Below are 24,359 nucleotides of genomic sequence, written 5' to 3'. Positions count from 1 at the left end.
TAAGTTAGTTTCTTACGAGTATAATACTTCATTTCTTACATAAAGTCAAGAAATATATTTTTGACGGCTCATCGAGAAACAGGAACGATACTTCCTATTTTCCTCAAAAATTGTGAACTCTGAGTTCCTGTTCATTTCGTTCCGCATCGGTTACAATACAGCCATAGCTTCGGAAAGCGTTCAAAGCAGCCCTCAAGCTATCCCGCCCCTTGAAAATTGAACACGCATTCTTCAGTCACGTTCCTGTGATGATGAGCCACGTCCGTAACAAATGCGATGATCTCCCACTGAGGGAATGAGCGGTAGGTTGACGGTAAATGGATGACAGCTTCTCCATAGCTAAGAGCCATCACAGAATAATGATACTTCTGCCTTCGGGCAGCTCGGTGAGAACCACGGAGAGGTGAGAACCCTATGGATTCGGTACGCTGCCGGACGGCTGAAAGATTTCCCACACGAAAACTGAGTTTTCGTTTTCCGGGGATGTCGGGGACAAATACGGAAAGGTATAGAACTATAAATCACAGCATTTTTGCTGTTTGAGATAGTAGGGTGGGCTGTGCGAGCAGCCCACTGTTACATATACGGATAGAAAGGAGAAATCCAAATTGGCAACACGAGGCAAAAAAGAGAAAAAGTATCCGCCTATGCCCGCAAACTGGATGTACAAGCGCGGGGATGTCTACATGATGGATCTGAATCCTTACAGCGGTTCCGAACAAGGCGGCATCCGACCTGCCATTGTTGTCCAGAACGATGACGGTAATTTTTATTCCAATGTTCTTCTGGTCGTTCCGCTGACAACACAGATCAAAAAGCGAAATATGCCGACGCATTTTATTCTGCACAATCGCTTTTTGAGTGCGCCATCTATGGCGATTTGCGAAAGTCCGCGCCCCGCAGATAAATCCAGAGTGTTAAGCTACCTTGGGCACCTGTCCAAATATGAAATGCGGCAACTGATCGTGCCGCGCGACACTTATCAGCGTGCTCTTCACCCCGCTCGTGTTGCCCGCATCGCAAAAGAATTTGACGAGCGGGTTGCCAATGAGCCGAAGATCAGCTTCCGGGATGGTCACTACTATGTGATGGACGGACAGAACACCATCGCTGCACGGAAATTTCTGAACGGCGGCGAAGATTTGCAGATTCGCTGCAAGGTTTATTTTGGTATGACAGAACGAGAAGAAGCCCTCCTGTTTGCACAGCAGACAGGCATTTCGGAACGGCTGAGTGCAGGACAGAAGCTCCGTGCCCTGATTTTTGCAGGGGAGCCTGCTGCCGTTGCATTCCAGCAGGCCACCGAATTGGCTGGCGTTCATCTTTCTTTTGAAGAAGGCCGGGGCAAGCAGTGGATCAGCTGCATCGCAACCGCCTATCACGAATTCATCCGGCTTGGTCCTGAACTGTATATCGAATCCCTTGATGTTTTGCTGAATGCGTGGGACGGAGAACCTGATTCCATGAGTTCTGCAAATCTGCTCGGCATCTGCCGCTTTGTAGAACTGTACCACTCCGAATACAGTAAAAGCCGTCTGATTGCCAAACTGCGGCAGGTCGATGCATTCACGATTTTTCGCCTTGCACGAACCGCAGGCGTAAGCCTTCCCGGCAAGACGAAGTACCTTCAGCAGGTCTATACTATTTATAATGGTGGCAGCCGCCGGGCTGCATTGCCGCTCAAGTTTTAACTTTAAGTATATTTAACGAGGTATTATCCAATGATTATCCATGAAGAACCTTCGCCCAACTCGGTTTCCTCCCCTGTTTCCACAGCAAAGGACAGCCGCTGCTATACCGTAGAAGACCTGATGGAAATGCTGCTCCTGAGCCGTCCCACTGTCTACCGTCTACTGAAGCAGAACGAATTCCGCTGGTTCAAGGTAAGCGGCGCTTACCGTATTTCCAAAGCCAGCTTTGAAGCATGGCTCAATGATGGCACTGTTGAACGCAATCCTGCTGTTTGACATCCTCAACATTTCACGCGAAATCTGCTATTCTTTAGCCGGGATGAGAAATCCCGGCTAAACTTTTACATAGATAGAGAGGTGTCTTTCATGGATGATATGCGGAATACTTCGGCTCCCTTATACGGAAAAGCTGAACCTGCCACTACCAAAACCACCATGTCGGTTCGTGAGATGCGGCAGCTTCTCGGCCTTGGCAAAACAGACAGCTATTGGCTGCTTCATAAGAATCTCTTTGAAGTCATTCTGATAAACGACAAAAGGCGTATCGTTATTTCCAGCTTTGAGAAATGGTATGCCAATCAGGTCAAATATCATAAGGTCAATGGTTCGCCACCGGGCGAGGAACTTTGCAAACGGTCCTATTCCGTTCCTGACGCCGCCGAGATATTGAAGGTGAAACCCGAAACGATCTATACACTCATCCGACAGGGCAAGTTGAAAACAGAAACGGCAGACTTCTGTATGAGAATTCCCAAAGAGGACTTTGAGCGGTGGTACCGATCACAAAGTCGCTACCGCACAGCAGCCGACCGTGAGCGTGACCGGGAGATTGAAGCGCAAACCATCTCCATCCCGGAAATGGCAAAACTACTCGGTATCCCACGCAAGAATGTTTATGGGATTCTTGATTGCAAAAAATACCGAGATTGTTTCGTCATTGAGCGCGTGGCCGACAGGCCGCGCATTACCAAAAAAAGTTTTAAGGCATGGCTTAAAAGCCAATCTACATACCAACTTCAAAAACCGAAAAAAGAAACGCATGAGGAGCCGCCGCTAAAACTGCAATGTCCCAAGAATGGGAAATACTACAGTTTTCAGGAAATTCAGGCTTTTTACGGAATCAGCCGCCCAACACTTGACTCGTGGGTTCTCAAAGAAGGAATTCCAACGATGAAGTTGGGAAGGGTAAAACGCATCCAAAAAGATGCTTTCGATGAAGTTCTGAAGTCCAAACGTAAAGTAGAGGAGGATGTATAATGGCTAGCATTGTCAAACGCAATAACCGATACTGCGTTGTCTATACCTACAAACACACTAATGGAACGCTAAAGCAGAAATGGGAAACCTTTACCGACCTTGCAGATGCCAAAAACCGTAAGAAAGAGGTCGAATACAAAGAATCCGTCGGTACCTTTGTGGCACCCCAGTGCCGAACTCTAAAAGACCTGCTTAAAGAATACGTCACCCTGTACGGAAGAACCAAATGGGCACTTTCAACCTATCAATCAAACACTGCACTGATTTCAAACTACATAGAACCGCTTATCGGCTCAATGAAGCTGCAAGATCTCACCACCCGCGTAATTGAGGGATATTATCAGCGGCTGCTTAAATACGAAGCCGTTGACCCTATGTGTGGAAAGCGTCAGCATCAATACGTTTCTCCCGGCACGGTTCGTTCGGTTCACAAAATTTTGAGAAGTGCCTTTGAGCAGGCTGTAAAGTGGGAACTTATGGAAAAGAATCCCTGTATTTATGCCACCTTGCCCAAATACACTGCAAAGAAGCGTGATATCTGGACTGCCGAGACCCTGTTCCATGCCTTAGAAGTCTGTGATGATCCACGGCTCCGGCTTTGCATCAACCTCTCCTTCTCTTGTTCCCTGCGCTTAGGGGAATTGCTCGGTCTGACATGGGATTGTGTGGATATCTCCCCCGAAAGCATTGAAGCCGGGCGAGCCTCCATTTACATAAATAAGGAATTGCAGCGTGTAGATATTGCTTCGCTGAACGCCTTGGAAAATAAAAATGTCATCACTCGTTTTCCCTCGCTGAGTTCCCGCTGCACCACGGTCCAGGTTCTGAAAAGCCCTAAAACAGACAGCAGTATCCGAACCATTTTTCTCCCCAAAACAGTTGCTGAAATGCTTGTCCACTATAAAGCCGAGCAGGACATGACAAAGGACGCACTGGGTGCAGAGTATGCAGACTATAATCTCGTGGTTGCCGGCCCGCTGGGAATGCCGACCGAACAATCCACCATTAACGGTGCATTGAAGCAGCTGATTGAGGAAAACGATCTCCCCAAAGTGGTTTTCCACAGCTTCCGACACTCCAGCATTACATACAAGCTCAAGCTGAACGGCGGCGATATCAAAGCCGTGCAGGGCGATTCCGGTCATGCACAGGCTTCGATGGTCACCGAGCAGTACGCACACATTCTGGATGATGATCGGCGTTTGAACGCACAACGATTCGACGATTTCTTCTATCAGCATCATGGTGCAGAGCCTGAAGCCCTCCCTCGCGCAGAGCAATCCACTCCCAAAGCCAGTCCAGTCGATACAGATGCGGCAGCAGCTCTTGCTAAACTGCTGGCTGACCCCTCTATGGCCGAACTCATCAAAAATCTTGCAAAGAACTTATAAGCCCCTATACATACATAAACAGCGACAGCTTTCCGATTTGGAAAACTGCCGCTGTTTGTTTTTAAGAATATCTTGGCTGAATTAAAATCAGGCGGGTTTCTTTGTATCCAGTGCCTTTACTTCTTCAACAGGAAGCTGAACCGACCGAGCAATTTCTTCATAGGTCATTTTCCCAAATTCTAGCAAAGATTTTGCAATTTCAATCGACTGCTCATGCTTTGTTTCTTCTCTCACTTCTTCAAATGCTCTGCACATCGTTGCCACTCCCTTCGTATCTTCTTTGAAATAACGCACCCGCTGTGCCAGAACAGGATAGTTCATGTCATCCGGGTTCGTACAGGTAAAGTCGTGCATCAACTTTCCCAATGCGGTGTCGTCCTTGATCTGAGAGTTTACATAGATAATATGTGCTTCATCTCCGAAAGATTTCCCCATTTCCTCAATGATGCGATTGATATGATAAATAGGAAGTCCACCCCGAAGCACATCGTTCTCTGTGATAAAGATTACATAGGTCTCGTTCAGTGCGTCATACGCATCGCCCTTTCGGGTGAGATTGGCATCCAGCAGGCTGCTGTTATATCTCGCCCTCTTTGCGACTGCTCCACTGTCACTGCGCTGAACCTCGACATTGTAGGCACGATTTTCATGATCCACTGCCAGAATGTCAAGCCGCACGGAACGCCCCTGTATATTGTTCAGGTCATGCTGCCCATGGACTTCTTTAACCTTTAAATCATCCCGATTCAGGATGATCCGGAGCAGGAATTCCGCACATGGCTTATCCTCAAAGACCTTGCTCATAAAGTTATCATCCATGAGCCGAAAATCACGGATACGCCGCAAATCTTCCTCATGCTTGCGCTCAAAATCAAGGTTGTTTTGCGTTTCGACTTCTGCCATCGGTTCACCTGCTTTCTGTTCCTTATCTAAGGTAAGAATACCATAAAACCGTTTTTTTTACAAGATGAAGTACTTCCCACCACATAGGTCAGAATCCTTTCATATCGTGTTCTGGCCATGTTCCTATTCCAACTGCGATTCCGACATGGTATCATAAATCCAGAAACAGGCTTCAGCTGCTTTTTGCAACTGGTGTTCTTCTGGTGCCTATGAACAGCCACGCGCCTTCCAGCTAATGAAAGGTGAGCGTTGTACAATAGAGCGGCCACTTTTCATTTAGCTCAGCTAATTTCCAGCTAATAAAGCCCCTAGAGCACCTTTTGGACTCTGTTTCCGGCTCTCTGCTAAAATTGGCAGCCGCTTTCGTGTAAATCCATGTAAACACAGAATAGGATAGCAATTCCTGACCGTATCTTTTTGTTAATAACTATCTCGTTTATATACACAAACCGAGTCAAATGCCATTTTGCAGAACACTTTACCAGGAGAGTTGACAAACCCGCCGTTTTTGCGTATTATAATAGGAACAAGGGGGTCGTGTGCCCCTTTGGCAGAAAGCGAACAGCCTTGACGAGGAGAGTACGCCCCGCCTGCGCCTGACAGAAAGCCCGAAGGATGGAACCGGGCAGGTGAGCACGGGGTGGAAGATGGCCTCTGAGCTGTGGGGGTGAAGCGGCGCGCCGCCAAGCCCCCGCCGGGTGCGCCCGTTACCGCGCGGAGGCCGGTTTTACCCCGGCACGCAAGGCCATGCCTGCAAGGGCGCGGCAAAGCAAGGTGGTACCACGGAAGTTCAGCTCCCGTCCTTGTCCGGTGCATTCCGGCAGGACGGGAGCTTTTTTGTGACACAGCCACAACAGAAAGGAAGAATCATCCCCCATGAGCGAACACAACACATTCTACATCACGACCCCCATCTACTACCCCAGCGACAAGCTGCACATCGGCCACAGTTACACCACCGTGGCCTGCGACGCGCTGGCCCGCTTCAAGCGGATGCAGGGCAAGGAAGTCATGTTCCTGACCGGCACCGATGAGCATGGCCAGAAGATCCAGGACAAGGCCGCCGATGCAGGCGTGACCCCCAAGGAGTACGTTGACCGGATCGTTGCCACCGTCAAGGATCTGTGGAAGCTGCTGGATGTCAGCTATGACCGCTTCATCCGCACCACCGATGACTACCATGTGGAGACCTGCCAGAAGATCTTCACCCAGCTGTATGAGCAGGGCGATATCTACAAGGGCGAGTACATCGGCCACTACTGCAAGCCCTGCGAGAGCTTCTGGACCGACAGCCAGCTGGTGGACGGCAAGTGCCCCGACTGCGGCCGCGAGGTCTATGATGCCCACGAGGAGGCCTACTTCTTCAAGACCGGCAAGTATGCCGACCGCCTGCTGAAGTACTACGAGGAGAATCCCCAGTTCATCCAGCCCGAGAGCCGGAAGAACGAGATGATCGCCTTTATCAAGCAGGGCCTGCAGGACACCTGTGTTTCCCGCACCTCTGTCAAGTGGGGCATCCCCGTTCCCTTTGACCCCAAGCACACCATGTATGTCTGGGTCGATGCGCTGAGCAACTATATCTCCGCGCTGGGTTACGGCAACGAGACCTACCACGATTACAACAAGTTCTGGCCTGCTGACCTGCACATGGTGGGCAAGGAGATCCTGCGCTTCCACACCATCCTGTGGCCCGCCATGCTCATGGCTCTGGATCTGCCGCTGCCCAAGCGCGTGTTTGGCCACGGCTGGCTGCTGATGAACGGCGGCAAGATGTCCAAGTCCGTGGGCAACGTTGTGGACCCTGTGGTCTTGTGCGACCGCTACGGCGTGGACTCCATCCGCTACTTTCTGCTGCGTGAGATTCCCTTTGGCAATGACGGCATGTTCACCAACGAGGCCCTGATCAACCGCATCAACAGCGACCTGGCCAACGACCTGGGCAACCTGCTCAGCCGCACCGTTGCCATGTGCGAGAAGTACTTCGGCGGCACGGTCCACAAGGCCGCTGGCACCGAGGCCATCGACACGGAGCTGGAGACCATGGTCAATGAGCTGCTGGGCAAGGTCACTGCCGACATGGACAACCTGACCATCCCCCAGGCCCTGATGGAGATCTTTGCCGTGATCCAGCGTGCCAACAAGTATATCGATGAGACCGCTCCCTGGGCTCTGGCCAAGGATGAGGCCAACAAGGCCCGTCTGGAGAGCGTGCTCTACCACCTGTGCGAGGCACTGCGTGTAGCAGGCATCCTGCTAAACGCTTACCTGCCCTCCACCGCTCCCAAGATGATGGATCAGCTGGGCCTGTCCACTGCCGACATCGACCTGAGCAAGGCTGCTTACGGCGTGCAGGAGACCTACACCGTCCACAAGGGCGATGCCCTGTTCCCCCGCATTGACGTGGCCAAGGAGATCGCTCACCTGAAGGAAGAGGACGAGAAGCGCAAGGCCGCTGCCGAAGCTGCCAACAAGGCCAAGGCCGAAGCCGAAAAGGCTGCTGCCGCCCCCGCCGCTGAGGAGAGCACCGTTGATTTTACCCACGAGGAAGAGATCGACTTTGACACCTTCTGCAAGGTGGAGCTGCGCGTGGCCGAGGTGCGTGCCTGCGAGAACCTGAAGGAGAGCAAGAAGCTGCTCCACCTGACCGTGTTTGACGGCGAGCGTGAGCGCTGCATCCTGTCCGGCATTGCCAAGTGGTTCAAGCCGGAGGATCTGATCGGCAAGAAGATCGGCATCGTCTGCAATCTGGCCCCCCGTCCCATGCTGAAGGGCAAGTATGTCAGCGAGGGCATGATCTTTGCTGCCGACACCGCTGACGGCGGCTGTTCCATCGCCTTCTACGGCGACAACACCCCCGTTGGCAGCCGCATCCACTGAGCCATGGAGACACAGCTGAGCCGCACCGAAAAGCTGGACCGGCTTTTCGGCACACCGGCCTTTGCCGTTGTCATTGCCATCCTCTGCAACGCCATGTGGGGTTCGGCTTTCCCTTTCATCAAGCTGGGCTACCGGCTCTTTGCCATCGACACCGCTGACACGGCCTCCATTCTCTGCTTTGCAGGGGTGCGGTTCATGCTAGGCAGTGTGCTGGTACTGGGCGGCAGCCTGCTGCTGGAGGGCAGGCTCCCCGCCATGCCCAAAGGGAAGATCCTGGCCGAATGCTGTGCATTGGGCCTGTGGCAGACCACAGCGCAGTACGCCTTTTTCTACAGCGCTGTTGCCCTGCTCACCGGTGCCTTTGGGGGCATCCTGAACAGCACCCAGAGCTTTCTGGGGGTCATCTTTGCCCATTTCCTTTACGGCAGGGCTGACCGCATGACCCCGGCCAAGGCGCTGGGCTGCGGCATCGGCTTTGCGGGCGTTCTCATCGCCACGTTGGGCAACCACGGCGGCGGCAGCGCCCGGGGTGTAGCCTACATGCTCATTGCTACCGTCCTTTTCACGCTGGCAGGCCCCTGGAACAAATCCGTCACCCGCCGGGCAGACAGCTTTGCCGTCTGCTTTGTGAACCTGTTCGTGGGCGGTGCGGCCCTGTTCCTGCTGGGCGCTGTTCTGGGCGGACGGCTGGAACACTGGTCTGTGCTCAGCGTGCTGGACCTGCTGGCGCTGGCCTTCATCTGCGGCGCGGGCTACATCGTCTGGGCCCTGCTGATGAAGAACAACCCCGTCAGCCGGATCGCCATCTTCGGGTTCGTGAACCCGGTGGTGAATGTTCTGCTCAGCGCCCTCATCAATGGGGAGCCGCTGTTCCGGTGGCAGTATCTGGGGGCGCTGGTGCTGGTCTGCATCGGCATCTGGCTGGTAAACAAGACCCCCGCCAAAAAGGAGCGTGCCCGGTAATATGGAATACCCCATCTTTGACACCCACGCCCATTATAACGCCCGTGCCTTTGACGCGGACCGCTTTGCCCTGCTGGACAGCCTGCCCGGCAAAGGGGTGGTGGGCGTGTGCGAGCAGGCCACCCATTCGGGCGATGCGCCCAAGGTGCTGGAGCTGGCCCACAAATATCCCTGGGTGTACGCCGCCGTTGGCATCCACCCGGAGAGCCTGCTGGCCCCGGAGAATTGCGGTGAGGAAGGCCCCGCCCCTACTGTCTCGGTATACGGCGGCGACTGGGCCGCAGAGATGCGTGCCCTTGCCCCCTATTACAAGGACCCCAAGGTGGTGGCTGTGGGGGAGTGCGGACTGGATTACCACTGGCCCGTGCCCAAGGATGCCCAGCTGGCGCTGTTTGAGGCCGAGATCCGGCTGGCGCTGGAACTGGACAAGCCCATCATCGTGCACGACCGCAGCGCCCACGCCGATGTCTACGCCCTGCTAAAAAAGTACCGGCCCAAGGGCATCGTCCACTGCTATTCCGGCAGCGCCGATGACGCGCTCTGGCTGGCAGAGCAGGGGCTCTACATCGGCTTTGGCGGGGCCTGCACCTTCAAGGGGGCCAAGCGTGCCGCCAAGGCCATTGCCGCCCTGCCGCTGGAACGCATCGTCCTGGAAACTGACTGCCCCTATATGGCCCCGGAGCCTGTCCGCGGCACCCGCTGCGACAGCTCTCTCATCCGCTATGTAGGCGAGTATATCGCTAGCATCAAGGGTGAGGAACCGGAGCAGGTGTTCCGGCAGACGGTGGAGAATGCCTGCCAGGTGTATAATCTCTCCGTCTGAAACCGGCAGCAGCCGGGCACAGAGGGCAGGCTATCCTTCTATACAATCTATCCGTTATCTACAAAAGCATTATGCTTCTGTATAAATCAAGTAACAAACTACAAATTGTCAAATAAGGAGATATCACTTATGAAAGCTCGTATTCCGCAGCACCGTGAATTCATCATCAACTTCCCCGACACTGTTGACAACGCCAAGGCCAACGAGGGCTGGGCAAAGCTGCAGCAGATCGTGGAGGACTACAAGAAGGACCACAACGGTGCTTCCGTCTACGCACCCAGCTTCATCGAGGACTGCGAGCCTGCCGTCAAGAAACTGCAGGAAGAGTATGGTTTCGAGTACACCGTTGAGTACGTCAAGTAATTTCTGCGTTTTCAGAATATTGCATTAAAAAGAGCAGAGCGTCTGGCCAGCTGGCTGGAGCGCTCTGCTCTTTGTTTTATTCCAGGTACTGCGGCAAATTCCATGAGCCGCGCAGTACACGGTGGATCTCCACCACCTTGACGTTCTCATTGACATGGTAAAACACCAGATACTGGTCTGCCACCAGCTTGCGGTAGGTCGGGTCAAGGGCATAGACTTCACACATCCGTGGGGTATCCCCCAGCTTTGTGATCTTTTCCCGCATTTCTTTCAGCACACGGCGGGCCGTTTGGGGGTAGAAGCCGGACAAACACCGGGCAATGTCATTCAAGTCCTGTACAGCAAGGGGCAGATATTTGATCTTATACGTCATACTGTTCGTGGAGCGTCTCCCATACGCTTTCATGCTCTGTCCACTGCGTGTTGGGGTCTGCCGCCTGCTGTTTTGCCTTGGCAAGCTCCTCGACAACATACCGCTGGTGCATGAACTCCTCATACTTGGCGTAGTCCTCAATGTTGATGAGGACGGATTCCCCACGACCATGATTTGTGATAATAACATGATTGTGGTCTTTCAACATCTCTGAAATTTCAGCGTAGTGGTTGCGCAGATCACGGGATGGGCGAACAAATGTCTGCATCATAAGTGACACCTCCTGTCAAAAGCATTGTATCACATTATGACTACATATACAAGGATAATTACAATCGTTTTATTTCAGCTCCATATTGATGGACTTTTCCGTAAAGCCATAGTTCCGGTACATCTCATACGCCATTTTATTTTTAGCGTTCACCTGCAGTTCAATGGTGTCGCATCCCTTTTCTGCTTTGAGTTGCTTCACCTTATCAAAGAACTGGTGCCCGATGCCCTTCCCGCGATACGCCTCATCCACCGCCATGGTGCTGACGAACAAAACATCCTTTGTTACCTGCGCCGGGCTTTCCACATGCCGCTTAAACACTTCCAGAACACCAACAACGATGCCGTCCGTCTCGGCAATATACCAGCTGTCCCATTTCAGGAGTTCGCCAAACAGTTCCTTTGTAATCAATGGGCTGGCCGGCTTGTAGACATCCGGCCGCCACTCGACATGCATCTGCTGGACCTGATCCATAATAGCAGAAAATCGGTCATAATCCTGCATCTGCGGGGTACGGATCGTTATTTTCATCTCGTTTTCTCCTTGTTGTATCAAAACTGCCCTGTCAGACACGGTTTCGGGTCCAGACAGGGCAGTTTGAGTTTCTTTTCAGTTGCCCGCTTCCACCTTGCTCAGCAGGATGCGGTCATTGTCCAGGGCCTTGCCGGCATTCTCGCGGAACTTTTCCAGCAGGTCGTCCACGGTCATCTTCCTGCGCTCCTCGCCCTTGACATCGAACACGATGCGGCCGCCGTCCATCATCAGGGTGCGGTTGCCCAGCTCGAGGGCCTGATGCATGTTGTGGGTGACCATCAGGCAGGTGATCTTTTTCTCGGCCACGATGCTCTTGGTCAGCTCCAGCACCTTCTCCGCCGTGGCAGGGTCGAGGGCTGCGGTGTGCTCGTCCAGCAGCAGGAGCTTGGGGGTAACGAGGGTGGCCATGAGCAGGGTCAGCGCCTGCCGCTGGCCGCCGGAAAGCAGACCCACCGGCTGCTTCATCCGGTCCTCAAGGCCCATGTTCAACAGGGCAAGTTTTTCCCGGAACAGCTCCTTATCCTTGCGGGAGATGCGGGAGAAGATGGCGTGGGGGGCGGTTCCTGCCCGGAGATAGGCCAGCGCAAGGTTTTCCTCAATGGTCATATTGGGGGCCGTGCCCTTGAGGGGGTCCTGGAACAGGTGGCCGATGACCTTGCTGCGCTCATACTCGGGCGCAAAGGTAATGTCCTGCCCGCCCAGCACGATGCTGCCCTCGTCGGCAATGAAACCGCCGGTGATGGCGTTGAACATGGTGGATTTGCCCGCGCCGTTGGAGCCCACGATGGTGGCAAAGTCGCCCGCCTCCATGTGCAGGCTCACACCGTTCAGGGCCACCTTTTCGTTGACGGTGCCAGGGTTAAAGGTCTTGTGCAGGTTGTTCAGTTCCAGCATTTCCATCTCAGTGCACCTCCTTCCGGGCATTGTGCTTGCGCTGCTCAAAGGCAAACTTTGCCCGGATGGCGGGCATCGAGATGGCCACAGCCACGATGAGGGCGCTCACCAGCTTCATGGCGGCGGCGGGCACATTGAAGCGCAGGGCCACGGCCACGATAAAGCGATACAGGCAGCTGCCGAACACCACGCCCAGCACCCGGCGCACCATGGTGCGCTTGCCCACCAGCGTTTCGCCGATGATAAGGGAAGCCAGTGCAATGGTCACCATGCCGGTGCCCACGTTGATGTCGCTGCTCTTCTGGTACTGGGCCAGCAGGCCGCCGGAAAGGGCGGTCAGCGCGCCCGAGATGCACAGGCCCACTGTGATGGTGAAGGCCGGGTTGATGCTGGAGGCCCGCACCATGGCGGCATTGTCGCCGGTGGCGCGGATGGAAAGGCCCAGCCGGGTGCCCAGGAAACCCACCATGGCGGCACAGGCGAGTACAATGACCGCCGCCGCGATGACCAGCTTATACCAGCCGCCCATAAAGGCCAGTGCGGATTTTGCCAGCGAGAATACCGTATCGGTCTTGACCAGGGACATCGTGGACGAAAAGCCCATGACCGCCAGATTGATGGTGTATAGACCGGTGTTCACGATGATGCCTGCCATGATGCTCTCAACGCCCAGACGTGTCTGCAAAAAGGCGGTGACAAAGCCCGAACACACACCCGCCGCCATGGCCGCGAACAGGGCCAGGATGGGGTGGCCTGTCAGCGCCACCTGGCAGGCCACGGCACAGCCAAGGGTGAAGCAGCCATCGGTGGACAAGTCGGCAATGTTCAGGATCGAATAGCTCAGAAACAGCGCCAGCGCCACCAGACCGTACATGCAGCCCAGCTCCAGCGCCGTCTGGATCACGTTGAGCGAAAAGATACTCGCCAGCATGGTTGATGTACTCCTTTTTAGAAATTCTCCTGCGTGGTCACTACCACAATTTCGGTGCAGTAGGGCTTGAAGGCTTCCTTAATCATGTTCAGGGTATTGTCGTCCATGCCCAATGCTGCGGCCGTTTCTGTATTGATGGTCACGATGCCGTTGTCGAAGGTCTGGTAGGGCAGGTCTGCGGGGGTCTTGCCGCCGCAGAGCAGCTCCACCACCATATCGGCGGTGGCCTCGCCCAGCTGGACGTAATCCACGCCGTAGCCCACAAAGGCACCGTTCAAAGCAAAGCTGTCGGCACCAGTGAAGTGCATCACGCCTGCATCGGTAAAGGTCTCGTAGATGGACAGCTCGGCGGTCATCACGGTGTTGTCGGTGGGGGTGAACACTGCCTTGACACCGGCGGCCACAAGGGCCTCGGCAGCCATCTGCACCTCGGCGGTGGTGGTACCGTTCTTTTCAATGTACTTGATGCCCTTGCTGTCGCAGAACGCCTTGGCATCGGCGATGGCCTGGGTGGAGGCATCCTGGCTCAGGTCGTACAGCAGGCCGATGGTGTCGATGTCGGGGTTGATGGCAGTGATGAGGTTCATAATGGCCTCGGTGTTCAGGGCATCGGAGGTGCCGGTGATGCCCTCTTCCCCATCAAACCCGGCGGAAACAGGGTCGGTGACGGCAGAGTAGACCACAGGGATGTCGGTGTCCTCCACAGCGGCCAGCATAGTGGCGGCGGTGGGGGTGGCCACGGCCACGATGACATCTACCTGGTCGGCCACGAGGTCTGCACCGATCTGGTTCAGGTTGGACTGGTCAGCCTGGGCGTTGGCGTAGTAATCGGCATAGTCGAAGGTCACGCCCTTCTCCGCGCCCACCTTATCCAGGCGGCTCTCAACAGAGGCCACGATCTGGTTCAGGGAAGCATGATCCACATAGTTGACGATGCCCACCTTAAAGGTCTGGCCTGCCTCAGAAGCGGCGGCAGCGGAACCGGCAGCGCTGGAAGCGGTGCTGGATGCTGCGGCAGAAGAACCGGAGGAACCGCAGCCGGTCAGGCCCAGTGCGGATACGACAGCGGCTGCGGCGGTAGCCTTCAGGAAGCTGCGGCGGGAGATCATGTTCATGGTTTTCATAGCGGTTGCTCCTTTCCCGGAGCGGGCGGCCCAAAAAATAAAACCCGCTCCACCTGCGGAACGGGTAAAATAAAAACGGCCCCGTCCCTGTGTGTTCATCCACAAGGACAGAGTCGAGAAATTCGAATCTGCGGTGCCACCTTGCTTGCTCCACTCGTCTTCCCACCATGGAAAACTGCAGGAGCCCCTCAACGGAGAGCCAACACTCCCCTGCCCTGTAACGGAGGCTTCCGTCCCAAGCTACTAAAGGCACTGCCCTGTTCGCCCGGCCCTCGGCGGCCCACGAACTCTGCTCCGCTCTCTGCCCGTTTTCACCATTCGGGCTCACTGTAAGTGCGCTTGCAGGTTCTCTTCCGCCTCATCGGTTTGTTGATTGCATTATACGCTTTATTTTCATAAAGTCAAGAGGGAATTTTTCATTTTTTCGGCCGCAAAGATGAAATGCTTCTTGGATGTTCCGCAGCAGCCCTCCTGCCCGGATCTCCCCGGTGCGGCCCGGGCAGCTCTGCCGGGGCAAAAGAAGCCTTCTTCCAGCCATAGGTCATACTTTCTCTCCGCTCCGGGACGCATTTCCACTTTCAGTATCCCCGTTGCTGCGCACAAAGTTCGCAGTTTCTGCCACAGATTCCACACTATTTTTATTCTTTTCCCGAGTTTTGCTCTAAATTCTCTTCAAAGGGCTTGACAGAAAAATGTTTTTTGCGATAAACTAATTCTATGAAATATTTTCGTTGTATCCAACGATGTCAAACATGCAACTCGGAGAGGACACTACCACCATGTCGATGACCCTGAATCCCGTCAACGAAGCCGCTTTTCAGAAAGCTGTACAGTCTCTGGAGACCCTGAACCGGGCCGCCGTGTTCCACCCCACCGGCACCGGCAAAAGCTGTATTGCCTGGAAGGTGGTGGAGGCTCACCCCCAGACCACCTTTTTCTGGCTGGTGGCCGGTGCACAGCGTCTGGCCCTGCGGCAGGCAGAGCTGACACGCTACAACGGCGGCACCCTGCCCGGCAATGTCCGCTTCTGTGATTGCGAAAAGCTGGCCGCTGCCACCCCGGAGCAGTGGGTGCGGCTGGGGGAGCAGAAACCCGGCTGCATCGTGCTGGACTGCTACCATGAGTTGAGCGCCGTGTGCTGGGCACAGTCGGTGCAGAAGCTGCTGCGGATGTGCTCCCAGGCAAAGGTGCTGGGGCTGGGTGTGCCCAACGGTGCCCCCGTCTGCGCCGCCGCGCAGGAGCTGTTTGCCGACTGCATCGTCTCCCACATGACTGTGGCCGAGGCCATGGCCGCCGGGACCATGCCGGTGCCCTCAGCCTATGCGGCCCTGCTCTGGCCTCAGGAGGAGGAGCTGGCCACCCTGCGCGCCCGGATCAAAAACCTGTGTATGCCCAAGGGCGACACCTCCCTGCGCGTTCAATATGAAGAGCTGAGCTGGTCTCTGCGTCAGGTGGAAAACCTGACCGTTCTGCTGCCCCGCCTGCTCAGCGATACCAGCGGCCATTATCTGGTCCTGTTTGAATCCGCCGCCTATCAGGAAAAGCTGGGCACGGAGCTGGAAAAGCTGCTGCGCACTGTGGACCCTGCCGTCCGCTTTTACGCCGCGGATCACGCCTGCTTTGCGGATTCTGCCGCCGTGGAGACTTTCCTCTCTGATACAGCCCCCGGCCCCAAGGTCCTGCTCTGCGTCAACGCGCCGGGAGTCCAGCAGCCGCTGGAGGGGCTGGCCGGGGTCATTCTGGTGCGCCAGTCCAGCCTGATGTCCACCTTCAAGCAGATGCTCTGCCGCGCGCTGGTGGCTGCAGGCAGCCGCAGCGTGCCGGTGTTCGACCTTGTGGCGCAGTTTGAGGGGCTGGGCAACGGCCGCACCCTGCAGCGGGACTGCACCGAGGCCATGACCAAGGCCGGCAGCAAAACGCCGGGCTTCCGGCAGGAGCGCCCCATGCAGCAGACCTACCGCCTGTACGGCAAGCTGCGCCGGGAGATGGAAGCCCGCTGGGAGGTGCTGTGCCAGGCTGCCGCCGATGCCGCCGCCAAAGAGGGCACCCTGGAGCTGCCCCGGAGCTATACCATCCACAGCGGCGTGCCCGTGGGCAAGTGGCTCGAGCTCCAGCGGCAGGTACAGGCCGGGCAGCGCCCGGGCCGCCTGACAGCCGAACAGGCCGCCAAGCTGGAAAAACTGGGCATCCGCTGGAACCACCGGCTGGAAGCTGCCTGGGAAAAGGGCTTTGCCTCCGCGCAGAAATACCGCACCGAGCACGGCGACCTGCTGGTGCCGGTGCGCTACCGCGATAAAAATGATTTTGCGCTGGGCGAATGGATTGTCTACAACCGCCAGCGCTATCTGGGCGGCAACCTGACCCAGAACCGCATCGAGCGGCTGGAAGCCATCGGCATGGTGTGGAGCACCTCCAACGACCTGTGGGAGCAGAACTATGCCGCCGCCACTCAGTATTATCTGGAGCACGGCGATCTGGAAGTGCCCATCAAGTACGAAACGCCCTCCGGCTTCGGTCTGGGGGTCTGGCTGGGGGCCCAGCGCGCCGCTCACAAGGCAGGCGAGCTGCCTCAGGAACAGGTGGAGCGGCTGGACGCTCTGGGCATGGACTGGACCAACCGCAACGACCGCAAGTGGATGTCCCTGTACGATGTTGCCGCCGCCTACTACCATGAGCACGGCAACCTGAACGTCCCCTCGGAGTATGTCACGCCGGACGGAGTACTGCTGGGCAAGTGGGTGGCGCGCCAGCGCTATGCCTACCTGAACCCGGACCGCTCCAGCGCCCGGGTCACCCCTGAGCGCAAGGCCCTGCTGGACAAGCTGGGCATGGTGTGGGAAAAGTACGACCCCTGGCAGGAGCGCTATGATCTGGCTCTGGCCTACAAGACAGAGCACGGCGATCTGGAGATTCCCTCTGTCTACAAGACTGCGGACGGCGTTTGGCTGGGCAGCTGGGTCAGCCGTCAGCGGCAGGCCCTGAACTCCGGCAGCAGCGCCCTGAGCAGTGAGCGCCGCAAGCTGCTGCGCACCCTGTTCAAGGGCGAGCGCCGCCCCAGTGATCCCGCTGCTGACCACGGCACCGTGCGCGAGGCCAACTGGGAGCGGAACTTCCGCAGTGCCGCCCGCTATGCCCGCAAGTACAAACATCTGCTGGTCCCCGCCAGCTATGTGGACAGCGACGGTGTCCGGCTGGGCGTGTGGATCTCCAACCTGCGTGCAGCCCGCAAGAACCGCCCGGATTCCTATCAGGTCACGCCCGCCCACATCAAAAAGCTGAACAGCATCGGCATGGTGTGGGATGCCCGGGATGCCAAGTGGGGAACCGCCTATCAGCAGGCCAAGGCCTACTACAAGGCTCACGGCAACCTCCACGCCGCCGCCAACTACAAATCCGACGAAACCGGCTTCTGCCTGGGCGACTGGCTCCGCCGGATGCGGGAGTGGGATACCACCCACGACCCCAAGCTCACCCCTGAGCGCCGCGCAATGCTGGATAAAATCGGGATGGAGTGGAGCGAATAAAAGAAAAGAGCCACCGGTTTTTGCCGGTGGCTTTTCTGATGCAGATTACAGCTGATCCAGCTCCTGCTGCAGCTGGGCCAGCGCATTGCGGATGGGCAGATGCTGGGGGCAGGCCGCCTCGCACTTGCCGCAGCGGACGCAGTGGCTGGCCTTTTCGGCATCGGGGAAGTGGGCTTCCCACTGGTGCTTGATGGCCTCGGGCTGGCCGAACATCCCCAGCTTGTTCCAGATGCTGAAGTTGTCTGGGATATCCACCCCCATGGGGCAGGGCATACAGTACCGGCAGCCGGTGCAGCCGATCTTGATGCGGCTGTGCAGGAAGGCGGCGGTCTGCTCCACCGCGGCGGTCTCTGCAGCGGTCAATGGCTCAAAGCGGGCAAAGGTGGCCAGGTTATCCGTGAGCTGATCCTCGGCACTCATGCCCGAGAGGATGACATGGACGTTCCGGTGGCTGCCCACCCAGCGCAGGGCCCAGGAGGCATCTGAGGCCTCGGGCCGCAGGGCCTTGAGGGGCGCTTCGGCCTCCGGGGGCAGGTTGGCCAGTGTGCCGCCCTTGATGGGCTCCATGATGATGAGGGGGATGTTTAGCTCTTCGGTCAACTGATAGCCGCGGTCACCCGAGATCTCCTCGGCACGGTCATCGGTGTCCAGATAGTTATACTGCAGCTGGCAGAAATCCCAGGGCTGATCCCGCAGGATGTGCTCAAGGCCCGCCGCGTTGTCGTGGCAGGAGAAACCGAAGCTGCGGATGCGGCCCAGCTTTTTCTGCTCCCACAGCCAGTCCACGATGCCCATTTCCTTGGCCCGGTCGTATCGGGCGGCGTACAGGGAGTGCAGCAGGTAGAAGTCGATGTACTCCACGCCCAGCCGCCGGAGCTGCTCTTCAAAGATATGCTGGGCCTCCTCCAGGCTCCCGCACTGCCACAGCGGCATCTTGGTGGCCAGATAAAAGCTCTCCCGGGGCCACTTTGCAATGACCCTGCCCACAAAGGGCTCGCTCTGGCCGCCGTGGTAGGGGTAAGCGGTGTCAAAATAGTTCACGCCTGCATCCCGTGCGGCGTTCAGCAGCGCTTCGGCCCGGGGCTCGTCAATGGCTCCCTCCGGTGTGGTGGGGAACCGCATACAGCCGTAGCCCAGCAGGGAGGTGCGGATGCTCTCCCCTGCGCCGTTCTGCTTTTTCCATGCTCTGTATTCCATCTCTTTTGTGCAGCTGGCTGCCGTGTTCCAGCCGCTCCTCCTTTTGCCCCCAGTATACCGGAAAAATCCCGCGCTGACAAGAAAGATGTTCCGCTTCTTGTTCTGCCGCCGGAAATATGGTATACTTATAATCCAAATTTTATCATGTTATCAACTAAATCAGATAGCGCTAAGGAGTATCATGGAACCTTTCAACACCCCTTTGAAGATCAGGGAGATCTCCCTGCCCCACCGGGCAGTGTTCGGCCCCATGGCGGGCTTTACCGATGCCCCGGCCCGGCGGCTGATGGCCCAGCACGGAGCCGGTTTTACCGTCAGTGAGATGGTGTCCAGCCGGGCGCTGGTATACGGCGACCACAAAACCGTCAGCCTGCTCAAGGCCGAACCCAACGGTGCCCCCTACGGCGTGCAGATCTTTGGCGAAGTGCCCGAGATCATGGGGCAGGCCGCTGCCGCCGTGGAGCAGTACGCGTTCGATTTTCTGGACATCAACATGGGCTGCCCGGCCCCCAAGATCGTCTCGGGCGGGGCGGGCAGCAAGCTGATGCTTGACCCCGACCGCTGCGGCCGTATTGTGGAAGAAGTGGTCAAAAACACCTCCCGCCCCGTCACCGTGAAGATGCGCAAGGGCTGGGACGCGGAGCACGTCACGGCCGTGGAATGCGCCAAAGCCTGTGAGCAGGCGGGCGCGGTGCTCATCGCCGTCCACGCCCGCACCCGGGAACAGATGTACACCCCGGGCATCGACCCGTCCATCATTGCGGCGGTGAAGGATGCTGTCCACGTTCCCGTGCTGGGAAACGGCGATATCCGCACCGCCGAGGATGCTGTGCGGATGGTGGAGGAGACCGGCTGCGACGGCGTGATGATCGCCCGGGCTGCTCTGGGCGACCCCTGGCTCTTTGAGCGGGTGAACGCCGCGCTGGAAGGCCTGCCCGCCCCCAAGGAGCCGAACCTGCAGGCCCGGATGAACGCCCTGCGCCGGCAGGTGGAGGAGATGGTGGAGCAGAAGGGCGAGTTCGTTGCCATGCCCCAGGCCCGGGCCCAGACCATGCACTACATGAAGGGCCTGAAGGGGGCCGCCAGCCTGCGGCGCTACTGCTGTGAGCTGAGCCGCCTTTCTGACCTCGACACCCTCATCGACGCGGTGTTCGAACAGCAGCGCAGGGCCGCGCAGGACCCCGATGACACCCGCGAGGTGCCGTTCCCGTAAGCGGGAAATTTCCGATACTGAAAAGAGGACTGACGCATGACTGCATTTCATTCTTCGCCCCGGATGCTGGGGCAGAAGCAGGACAAGTTCTGGCTCACCGTGGGGCTCTGCGCCCTGACAGCCGCCCTCATCTTCCTGCCGTTCTATCTGCTGGACGGCGGCTTTTTCCACTATGCAGGCGATTTCAACAGCCAGCAGATCAGCTTTTACCGCTACATGAACGGCTTTCTCAAGGGGGCAGGCTACCCTGCCGGATACGAAGGCGTGAAGAACACCTTTTCCTGGGCAACTGACCTGGGCAGCGGAACCATGAACGCCTATTCGTTCTACCTGTACGGCTCCCCCTTCTTCTGGTTTTCCCTGCTCTTCCCGCAGAACTGGCTCCCCTACCTCATGGTGCCGCTGCTGGTGCTCAAGTTCGCGGTGGCGGGCGGCGGCGCGTATCTGTACCTGCGCCGCTACGTCAAAGACCCGAACTTTGCGGTGCTGGGTGCGGCCCTCTACGCCTTTTCGGGCTGGGGGCTGTACAACATCTTCTTCAACCACTTCATCGATGTGCTGGCCCTCTTCCCCTGGATGCTCTGGGCACTGGATGAGACCATTTACGAGCACCGCCACGGATGGTTCGCCTTCTGGGTGGCGGTGAACCTGCTCAACAACTACTTTTTCTTTGTGGGGCAGGTGCTCTTCCTTGTCATCTACTTCGTCTGCAAGCTCTCCGCCGGGGAGTTTCGGCTCACACCCCGCCTCTTCGGTCAGCTGGCCTTTGAGAGCCTGCTGGGCGTGGCACTGGGCTTTGTGGTGCTCTGGCCCACCGTCCTCAGCGTGCTGCAGAACCCGCGCACCATCGATCTTTCCTCCGGCTGGGGCTTTCTGACCTATTCCAAGCCCCAGCAGTATCTGGCCATTCTGCTGAGCTGGGTGCTGCCCCCGGATTCCCCCTATATGACCTCCATCTGGTCTGAGGGCATCATCAAATGGACCAGCATGACAGCCTATCTGCCCCTGTGCAGTCTGACCGGTGTGGTGGCCTACTGGCGTGCCCGGCAGGGCGACAGCAAAAAGCGGATCATTGCCGTCTGCATGGTATTTGCGCTGGTGCCCATCCTGAACAGCGCGTTCTATGCCCTCAATTCCAGCTACTATGCCCGGTGGTTCTATATGCCGGTGCTCATCCTTGCGGCTATGACGGTGAGCGCGTGGGAGGACCCCAGCCTCGACCTCGCCCGCCCCGCCCGGAGCATTGCTTTTGTAATGATCGCCACGCTGGCCTTTGCACTGGTGCCCGTGCAGGATGCCACCACCAAGGAGTGGAGCCTGGGCGTGCTGCAGAATCCGGGCCAGTACTGCGCCGTGCTTGCCTTTGGTCTGGGCGGGCTGGCCGTCTACCATTGCATCTGCAGGCGCTGGCAGCAGCGCAGGGTCTTTGCCCGCCGCCTGCTGGCCGGTGTGCTGGCGTTCAGCTGCCTGTTCGGCATCGTCCACATCGGCATTGGCAAGTTCGGCCAGTGGAACACCGACAGTGACCTTGTGGAGCAGTATATCAACGCGCTGGCCCTGAAGGAGGATCTGCCCGAGGGCGACTGGCGCATTGACACCTACAAGACCCACGACAATCTGGGCCTGTGGCTGGACAAGAGCTGCCTGCAGTATTTCGGCAGCACCGCCGCTCCCAGCATCCTCAGCTTTTATCCGGCACTGGGGGTCAAGCGGGATGTGCGCAGTCAGCCCGAGCTCTCCAACTACGCCCTGCGCGGCCTGCTCAGCGTCAGATACCTGCTGACCACACTTGCGCATCAGAAGCAGTTCCACGCTGAGGCCGATGAGGGCTGGACGTATTACGATACCCTGGACGGCTATGTTCTCTACGAGAATCAGAACTACGTTCCCATGGGCTTCACCTACGATTACTACCTCACCGAGGCCCAGTACGAGGACACCGTGACCCCCACCCGCTCCAACCTGCTCATGCGGGCACTGGTGCTCACTGAGGAGGATGCGGTGGCCTACGGGCAGTACCTCACGCCCCTGCCCACGGCAGAGCTCAACGACCTGACCTACACCCGCTACACTCAGGACTGCGCCGACCGCCGGGCCTCTGCCTGCACCGCCTTTGAGATGAACAGCGCAGGCTTCCACGCTGAAGCCACGCTGGACAGGACCAACCTGATGTTCTTCTCCGTGCCCTACGATGACGGCTTCACGGCTTATGTGGATGGGCAGGAAACCGAGATCCTGCGGGTGGACGAGGGCCTGATGGCCGTTCTCTGCCCCGCCGGAACGGTCACCATCGACTTTGTCTATCAGCCGGACGGCATCCGCCTGAGCCGGACTGTCACCCTTGCCGCCCTGCCCGTGTTCCTGCTCTACACCGGGTACTTTGCCTGGGACGAAAAGAAAAAACGGAAGCATTAAAAAAGCCGCCGCTCCAAAAAGCGACAGCTCAAAGAAAAGCTCAAATGAAAGAAGGTATCCTATGGGCCCCTGGTATTACGAGGTCGTCAGCTTTGACGGCGATTATGTCAACCTGCGCCGCACCGACATTGAAAGCGACGAGCTGAACCCCGTTGCGCTGGCCCTGCTGCCGCCCGAGATCGAGGTGGGCAGCAAGGTCAAGTGCGAGTATTTTCAGTATGAGGTGATTGGCTGAACCTCTCCGTCATCCCGGCGGGATGCCACCTCTCCTAATAGGAGAGGCAAGCCCCCCCTATTAGGGGAGCTGGTGCGAAGTACCTGAGAGGTTCGCCAGCGCCGCCGCCAGCAGCATTCCGATGGGTGCGCTGATCCAGCTGGACATCCAGAAGCCTGCAAAACCGATGCGGGGCACCAGGATCACACAGGCCAGCAGGTTCAGGGCGATCTGCCCCAGGCTGGAGGCCAGATACAGTCCCATCTTCTGGGCCCCGCGCAGGCGGGCCTCGAACAGATGCTTCTGTGCCACAAACAGGTAGGTCACCGACTCAAAGGCCAGCATGGTGCAGCCGTAGCTGGCCGCTGCCGGGTCGGTGGTAAAGAGCCGGAGCAGCGGTCCCCGCAGGCCGATGCAGACCGCCACCACCCCAAGCGAATACACCAACAAGATCCGCCGCCCTTCCCGCAGGCCCTCTTTCACACGGCCCGGCTGAAGGGCGGCTGTGTTTTGCGCAATAAAGAACACTGTGGACTGCACAAAGCCGAACACCGGCATCATCAGCAGGCTGGACAGCTTGCCTGCGCAGGAGAAGCCTGCAATGGCTTCCACACCCAGGCCGCCCAGCAGCCCCTGTTTGACCGTGGTGATGATGGTGCCGCTGGCCTGCTGGACACTGTTGGGGGCCGACAGCCGGAAGATATCCCTGGCATAGCGCGCCTTGAGCATCCGGGGCGAGAAGGCCGCGTCCATCTGGGTGCGGCGCAGAAACGCCACCATGTAGACCGCGCCTGCCACCTGCGCCGCCGCTGTGGCAGCCGCCGCACCGGCCACCCCGAAGGGCCCCACCAGAACAAGGTCAAGCACAATGTTCATCACGCTGGTCGCCACAATGACCTTGAGCGGCGTTTTGGAATCGCCGCAGCCCATGACACACTCTTTGCTCAGATCGTAGGGCATCAGAAATGGCAGCCCCATCAGATAGATGCGCCCATAGAGCACAGCGGTATCCAGGATCTCCGCAGGCGTGTTGATCAGCCGCAGCAAGGCCGGCAGGGTCACAAAGCCCACTGCCGTGGTCAACAGGGCGATGACCTCATCCACGAACAGCAGGTTGTACAGCAGCTCTGTCATCTCATGCTTTGTGGCAGTGGGCTTGCCCGCCGCCACCAGCAGGCCGCCGCCCAGCTCCATGCCGCCGGAGATGAACAGAAAGATCATCAGCACCGTGGAAGCGTTGGACACTGCCGCCAGCGCATCGGCATCCAGCCGCAGGCCGATGATCATGGTATCGGCCACGGCGTAAAACTGTGTTGCCACCATGCTCAGGATAATGGGCAGCGCGTACCGCAGCAACGCGGGCCGCACTGCCCCGGTCAGCAGAGAATTCTCTTCGTTCAC

General features: G+C 57.5%; 21 protein-coding genes. 12 read left to right on the top strand and 9 right to left on the bottom strand.

Annotated elements, in window-relative coordinates; translation table 11 throughout:
• Nucleotides 1–608: 608 nt before the first annotated feature.
• The 4 genes from J3352_RS05795 to J3352_RS05780 all read left to right on the top strand — a co-directional run bounded on the left by J3352_RS05795 (nucleotide 609) and on the right by J3352_RS05780 (nucleotide 4,339).
• Nucleotides 609–1,691 carry a type II toxin-antitoxin system PemK/MazF family toxin gene (locus J3352_RS05795; protein ID WP_242651584.1) on the top strand — a complete coding sequence of 361 codons (1,083 nt, stop codon included), beginning with the start codon at nucleotides 609–611 and terminating at the stop codon, nucleotides 1,689–1,691.
• Between the two features lie 30 nt (nucleotides 1,692–1,721).
• On the top strand, nucleotides 1,722–1,967 hold the full coding sequence (locus tag J3352_RS14385; protein ID WP_005933015.1) for a helix-turn-helix domain-containing protein: 246 nt from the start codon (nucleotides 1,722–1,724) through the stop codon (nucleotides 1,965–1,967).
• Nucleotides 1,968–2,057: 90 nt separating this feature from the next.
• A complete protein-coding gene (locus J3352_RS05785; protein WP_005928318.1) occupies nucleotides 2,058–2,948 on the top strand; it encodes a helix-turn-helix domain-containing protein in 891 nt (296 codons plus the stop codon).
• The gene (locus J3352_RS05780; protein ID WP_005933013.1) at nucleotides 2,948–4,339 is read left to right on the top strand and encodes a site-specific integrase; all 1,392 of its coding nucleotides are present in this window, start codon (nucleotides 2,948–2,950) and stop codon (nucleotides 4,337–4,339) included. The genes J3352_RS05785 and J3352_RS05780 overlap by 1 nt, the downstream gene beginning before the upstream one ends.
• 87 nt (nucleotides 4,340–4,426) lie before the next feature.
• On the opposite strand, the gene J3352_RS05775 is transcribed toward J3352_RS05780, so the two are convergent.
• Complete coding sequence (locus tag J3352_RS05775; protein ID WP_005933011.1) at nucleotides 4,427–5,242, bottom strand: Rpn family recombination-promoting nuclease/putative transposase; 816 nt, start codon at nucleotides 5,240–5,242, stop codon at nucleotides 4,427–4,429.
• Nucleotides 5,243–6,118: 876 nt separating this feature from the next.
• Here J3352_RS05775 and metG point away from each other — a divergent pair.
• From metG to J3352_RS05755, 4 genes are all read left to right on the top strand, one after another.
• On the top strand, nucleotides 6,119–8,119 hold the full coding sequence (gene metG, locus J3352_RS05770; RefSeq protein ID WP_005933006.1) for a methionine--tRNA ligase: 2,001 nt from the start codon (nucleotides 6,119–6,121) through the stop codon (nucleotides 8,117–8,119).
• Nucleotides 8,120–8,122: 3 nt separating this feature from the next.
• Nucleotides 8,123–9,082 carry a DMT family transporter gene (locus J3352_RS05765; RefSeq protein WP_156065992.1) on the top strand — a complete coding sequence of 320 codons (960 nt, stop codon included), beginning with the start codon at nucleotides 8,123–8,125 and terminating at the stop codon, nucleotides 9,080–9,082.
• Nucleotide 9,083: 1 nt separating this feature from the next.
• Nucleotides 9,084–9,905 (top strand): TatD family hydrolase, encoded by an 822-nt coding sequence (locus J3352_RS05760; RefSeq protein WP_156065994.1) that lies wholly within the window; start codon nucleotides 9,084–9,086, stop codon nucleotides 9,903–9,905.
• 129 nt (nucleotides 9,906–10,034) lie between these two features.
• Nucleotides 10,035–10,268: a hypothetical protein gene (locus J3352_RS05755; protein ID WP_005933001.1), complete on the top strand. Its 234-nt coding sequence runs from the start codon at nucleotides 10,035–10,037 to the stop codon at nucleotides 10,266–10,268.
• Nucleotides 10,269–10,344: 76 nt separating this feature from the next.
• Here J3352_RS05755 and J3352_RS05750 read toward each other — a convergent pair whose 3' ends face one another.
• The 6 genes from J3352_RS05750 to J3352_RS05725 all read right to left on the bottom strand — a co-directional run bounded on the left by J3352_RS05750 (nucleotide 10,345) and on the right by J3352_RS05725 (nucleotide 14,395).
• Nucleotides 10,345–10,641 carry a type II toxin-antitoxin system RelE/ParE family toxin gene (locus J3352_RS05750; RefSeq protein WP_156065996.1) on the bottom strand — a complete coding sequence of 99 codons (297 nt, stop codon included), beginning with the start codon at nucleotides 10,639–10,641 and terminating at the stop codon, nucleotides 10,345–10,347.
• Nucleotides 10,631–10,912, bottom strand: coding sequence for a type II toxin-antitoxin system prevent-host-death family antitoxin (locus J3352_RS05745; RefSeq protein ID WP_156061930.1), 282 nt, complete (start codon nucleotides 10,910–10,912; stop codon nucleotides 10,631–10,633). The genes J3352_RS05750 and J3352_RS05745 overlap by 11 nt, the downstream gene beginning before the upstream one ends.
• 69 nt (nucleotides 10,913–10,981) lie before the next feature.
• Nucleotides 10,982–11,443 carry a GNAT family N-acetyltransferase gene (locus tag J3352_RS05740; protein ID WP_097772558.1) on the bottom strand — a complete coding sequence of 154 codons (462 nt, stop codon included), beginning with the start codon at nucleotides 11,441–11,443 and terminating at the stop codon, nucleotides 10,982–10,984.
• A 78-nt stretch (nucleotides 11,444–11,521) separates the two neighbouring features.
• Nucleotides 11,522–12,340 (bottom strand): ABC transporter ATP-binding protein, encoded by an 819-nt coding sequence (locus J3352_RS05735; RefSeq protein WP_304999669.1) that lies wholly within the window; start codon nucleotides 12,338–12,340, stop codon nucleotides 11,522–11,524.
• A 7-nt stretch (nucleotides 12,341–12,347) separates the two neighbouring features.
• Nucleotides 12,348–13,271 (bottom strand): ABC transporter permease, encoded by a 924-nt coding sequence (locus J3352_RS05730; RefSeq protein WP_156065998.1) that lies wholly within the window; start codon nucleotides 13,269–13,271, stop codon nucleotides 12,348–12,350.
• 17 nt (nucleotides 13,272–13,288) lie between these two features.
• Nucleotides 13,289–14,395, bottom strand: coding sequence for an ABC transporter substrate-binding protein (locus tag J3352_RS05725; protein WP_097772561.1), 1,107 nt, complete (start codon nucleotides 14,393–14,395; stop codon nucleotides 13,289–13,291).
• Nucleotides 14,396–15,174: 779 nt separating this feature from the next.
• Here J3352_RS05725 and J3352_RS05720 point away from each other — a divergent pair.
• Nucleotides 15,175–17,919 carry a Helicase associated domain protein gene (locus J3352_RS05720; protein ID WP_197036489.1) on the top strand — a complete coding sequence of 915 codons (2,745 nt, stop codon included), beginning with the start codon at nucleotides 15,175–15,177 and terminating at the stop codon, nucleotides 17,917–17,919.
• Between the two features lie 45 nt (nucleotides 17,920–17,964).
• Here the strand turns inward: J3352_RS05720 and J3352_RS05715 are convergent, their stop codons facing one another.
• On the bottom strand, nucleotides 17,965–19,116 hold the full coding sequence (locus tag J3352_RS05715; RefSeq protein WP_097772563.1) for an aldo/keto reductase: 1,152 nt from the start codon (nucleotides 19,114–19,116) through the stop codon (nucleotides 17,965–17,967).
• A gap of 181 nt (nucleotides 19,117–19,297) precedes the next feature.
• On the opposite strand from J3352_RS05715, the gene dusB reads away from it, so the two are divergent.
• The 3 genes from dusB to J3352_RS05700 all read left to right on the top strand — a co-directional run bounded on the left by dusB (nucleotide 19,298) and on the right by J3352_RS05700 (nucleotide 22,979).
• On the top strand, nucleotides 19,298–20,329 hold the full coding sequence (gene dusB, locus J3352_RS05710; RefSeq protein ID WP_097770875.1) for a tRNA dihydrouridine synthase DusB: 1,032 nt from the start codon (nucleotides 19,298–19,300) through the stop codon (nucleotides 20,327–20,329).
• Between the two features lie 36 nt (nucleotides 20,330–20,365).
• Nucleotides 20,366–22,744, top strand: coding sequence for a YfhO family protein (locus J3352_RS05705; protein WP_242699893.1), 2,379 nt, complete (start codon nucleotides 20,366–20,368; stop codon nucleotides 22,742–22,744).
• Nucleotides 22,745–22,805: 61 nt separating this feature from the next.
• Nucleotides 22,806–22,979 carry a chorismate--pyruvate lyase gene (locus J3352_RS05700; protein WP_097770869.1) on the top strand — a complete coding sequence of 58 codons (174 nt, stop codon included), beginning with the start codon at nucleotides 22,806–22,808 and terminating at the stop codon, nucleotides 22,977–22,979.
• Nucleotides 22,980–23,039: 60 nt separating this feature from the next.
• On the opposite strand, the gene J3352_RS05695 is transcribed toward J3352_RS05700, so the two are convergent.
• Nucleotides 23,040–24,359 (bottom strand): MATE family efflux transporter, encoded by a 1,320-nt coding sequence (locus tag J3352_RS05695; protein WP_156066000.1) that lies wholly within the window; start codon nucleotides 24,357–24,359, stop codon nucleotides 23,040–23,042.

The organism is Faecalibacterium sp. Marseille-Q4164, from assembly GCF_017377545.1.
Classification (GTDB): domain Bacteria; phylum Bacillota; class Clostridia; order Oscillospirales; family Ruminococcaceae; genus Faecalibacterium; species Faecalibacterium duncaniae.
The sequence above is the reverse complement of the archived record's forward strand: the minus strand, read 5'-3'. Positions and strand labels throughout refer to the sequence as shown.

Coding starts and splice junctions, on each gene's coding strand:
- J3352_RS14385 (WP_005933015.1), top strand. CDS start 1,722: ATGATTATCCATGAAGAACCTTCGCCCAACTCGGTTTCCTCCCCTGTT.
- J3352_RS05785 (WP_005928318.1), top strand. CDS start 2,058: ATGGATGATATGCGGAATACTTCGGCTCCCTTATACGGAAAAGCTGAA.
- J3352_RS05780 (WP_005933013.1), top strand. CDS start 2,948: ATGGCTAGCATTGTCAAACGCAATAACCGATACTGCGTTGTCTATACC.
- J3352_RS05775 (WP_005933011.1), bottom strand. CDS start 5,242: ATGGCAGAAGTCGAAACGCAAAACAACCTTGATTTTGAGCGCAAGCAT.
- metG (WP_005933006.1), top strand. CDS start 6,119: ATGAGCGAACACAACACATTCTACATCACGACCCCCATCTACTACCCC.
- J3352_RS05765 (WP_156065992.1), top strand. CDS start 8,123: ATGGAGACACAGCTGAGCCGCACCGAAAAGCTGGACCGGCTTTTCGGC.
- J3352_RS05760 (WP_156065994.1), top strand. CDS start 9,084: ATGGAATACCCCATCTTTGACACCCACGCCCATTATAACGCCCGTGCC.
- J3352_RS05755 (WP_005933001.1), top strand. CDS start 10,035: ATGAAAGCTCGTATTCCGCAGCACCGTGAATTCATCATCAACTTCCCC.
- J3352_RS05750 (WP_156065996.1), bottom strand. CDS start 10,641: ATGACGTATAAGATCAAATATCTGCCCCTTGCTGTACAGGACTTGAAT.
- J3352_RS05745 (WP_156061930.1), bottom strand. CDS start 10,912: ATGATGCAGACATTTGTTCGCCCATCCCGTGATCTGCGCAACCACTAC.
- J3352_RS05740 (WP_097772558.1), bottom strand. CDS start 11,443: ATGAAAATAACGATCCGTACCCCGCAGATGCAGGATTATGACCGATTT.
- J3352_RS05735 (WP_304999669.1), bottom strand. CDS start 12,340: ATGCTGGAACTGAACAACCTGCACAAGACCTTTAACCCTGGCACCGTC.
- J3352_RS05730 (WP_156065998.1), bottom strand. CDS start 13,271: ATGCTGGCGAGTATCTTTTCGCTCAACGTGATCCAGACGGCGCTGGAG.
- J3352_RS05725 (WP_097772561.1), bottom strand. CDS start 14,395: ATGAAAACCATGAACATGATCTCCCGCCGCAGCTTCCTGAAGGCTACC.
- J3352_RS05720 (WP_197036489.1), top strand. CDS start 15,175: ATGTCGATGACCCTGAATCCCGTCAACGAAGCCGCTTTTCAGAAAGCT.
- J3352_RS05715 (WP_097772563.1), bottom strand. CDS start 19,116: ATGGAATACAGAGCATGGAAAAAGCAGAACGGCGCAGGGGAGAGCATC.
- dusB (WP_097770875.1), top strand. CDS start 19,298: ATGGAACCTTTCAACACCCCTTTGAAGATCAGGGAGATCTCCCTGCCC.
- J3352_RS05705 (WP_242699893.1), top strand. CDS start 20,366: ATGACTGCATTTCATTCTTCGCCCCGGATGCTGGGGCAGAAGCAGGAC.
- J3352_RS05700 (WP_097770869.1), top strand. CDS start 22,806: ATGGGCCCCTGGTATTACGAGGTCGTCAGCTTTGACGGCGATTATGTC.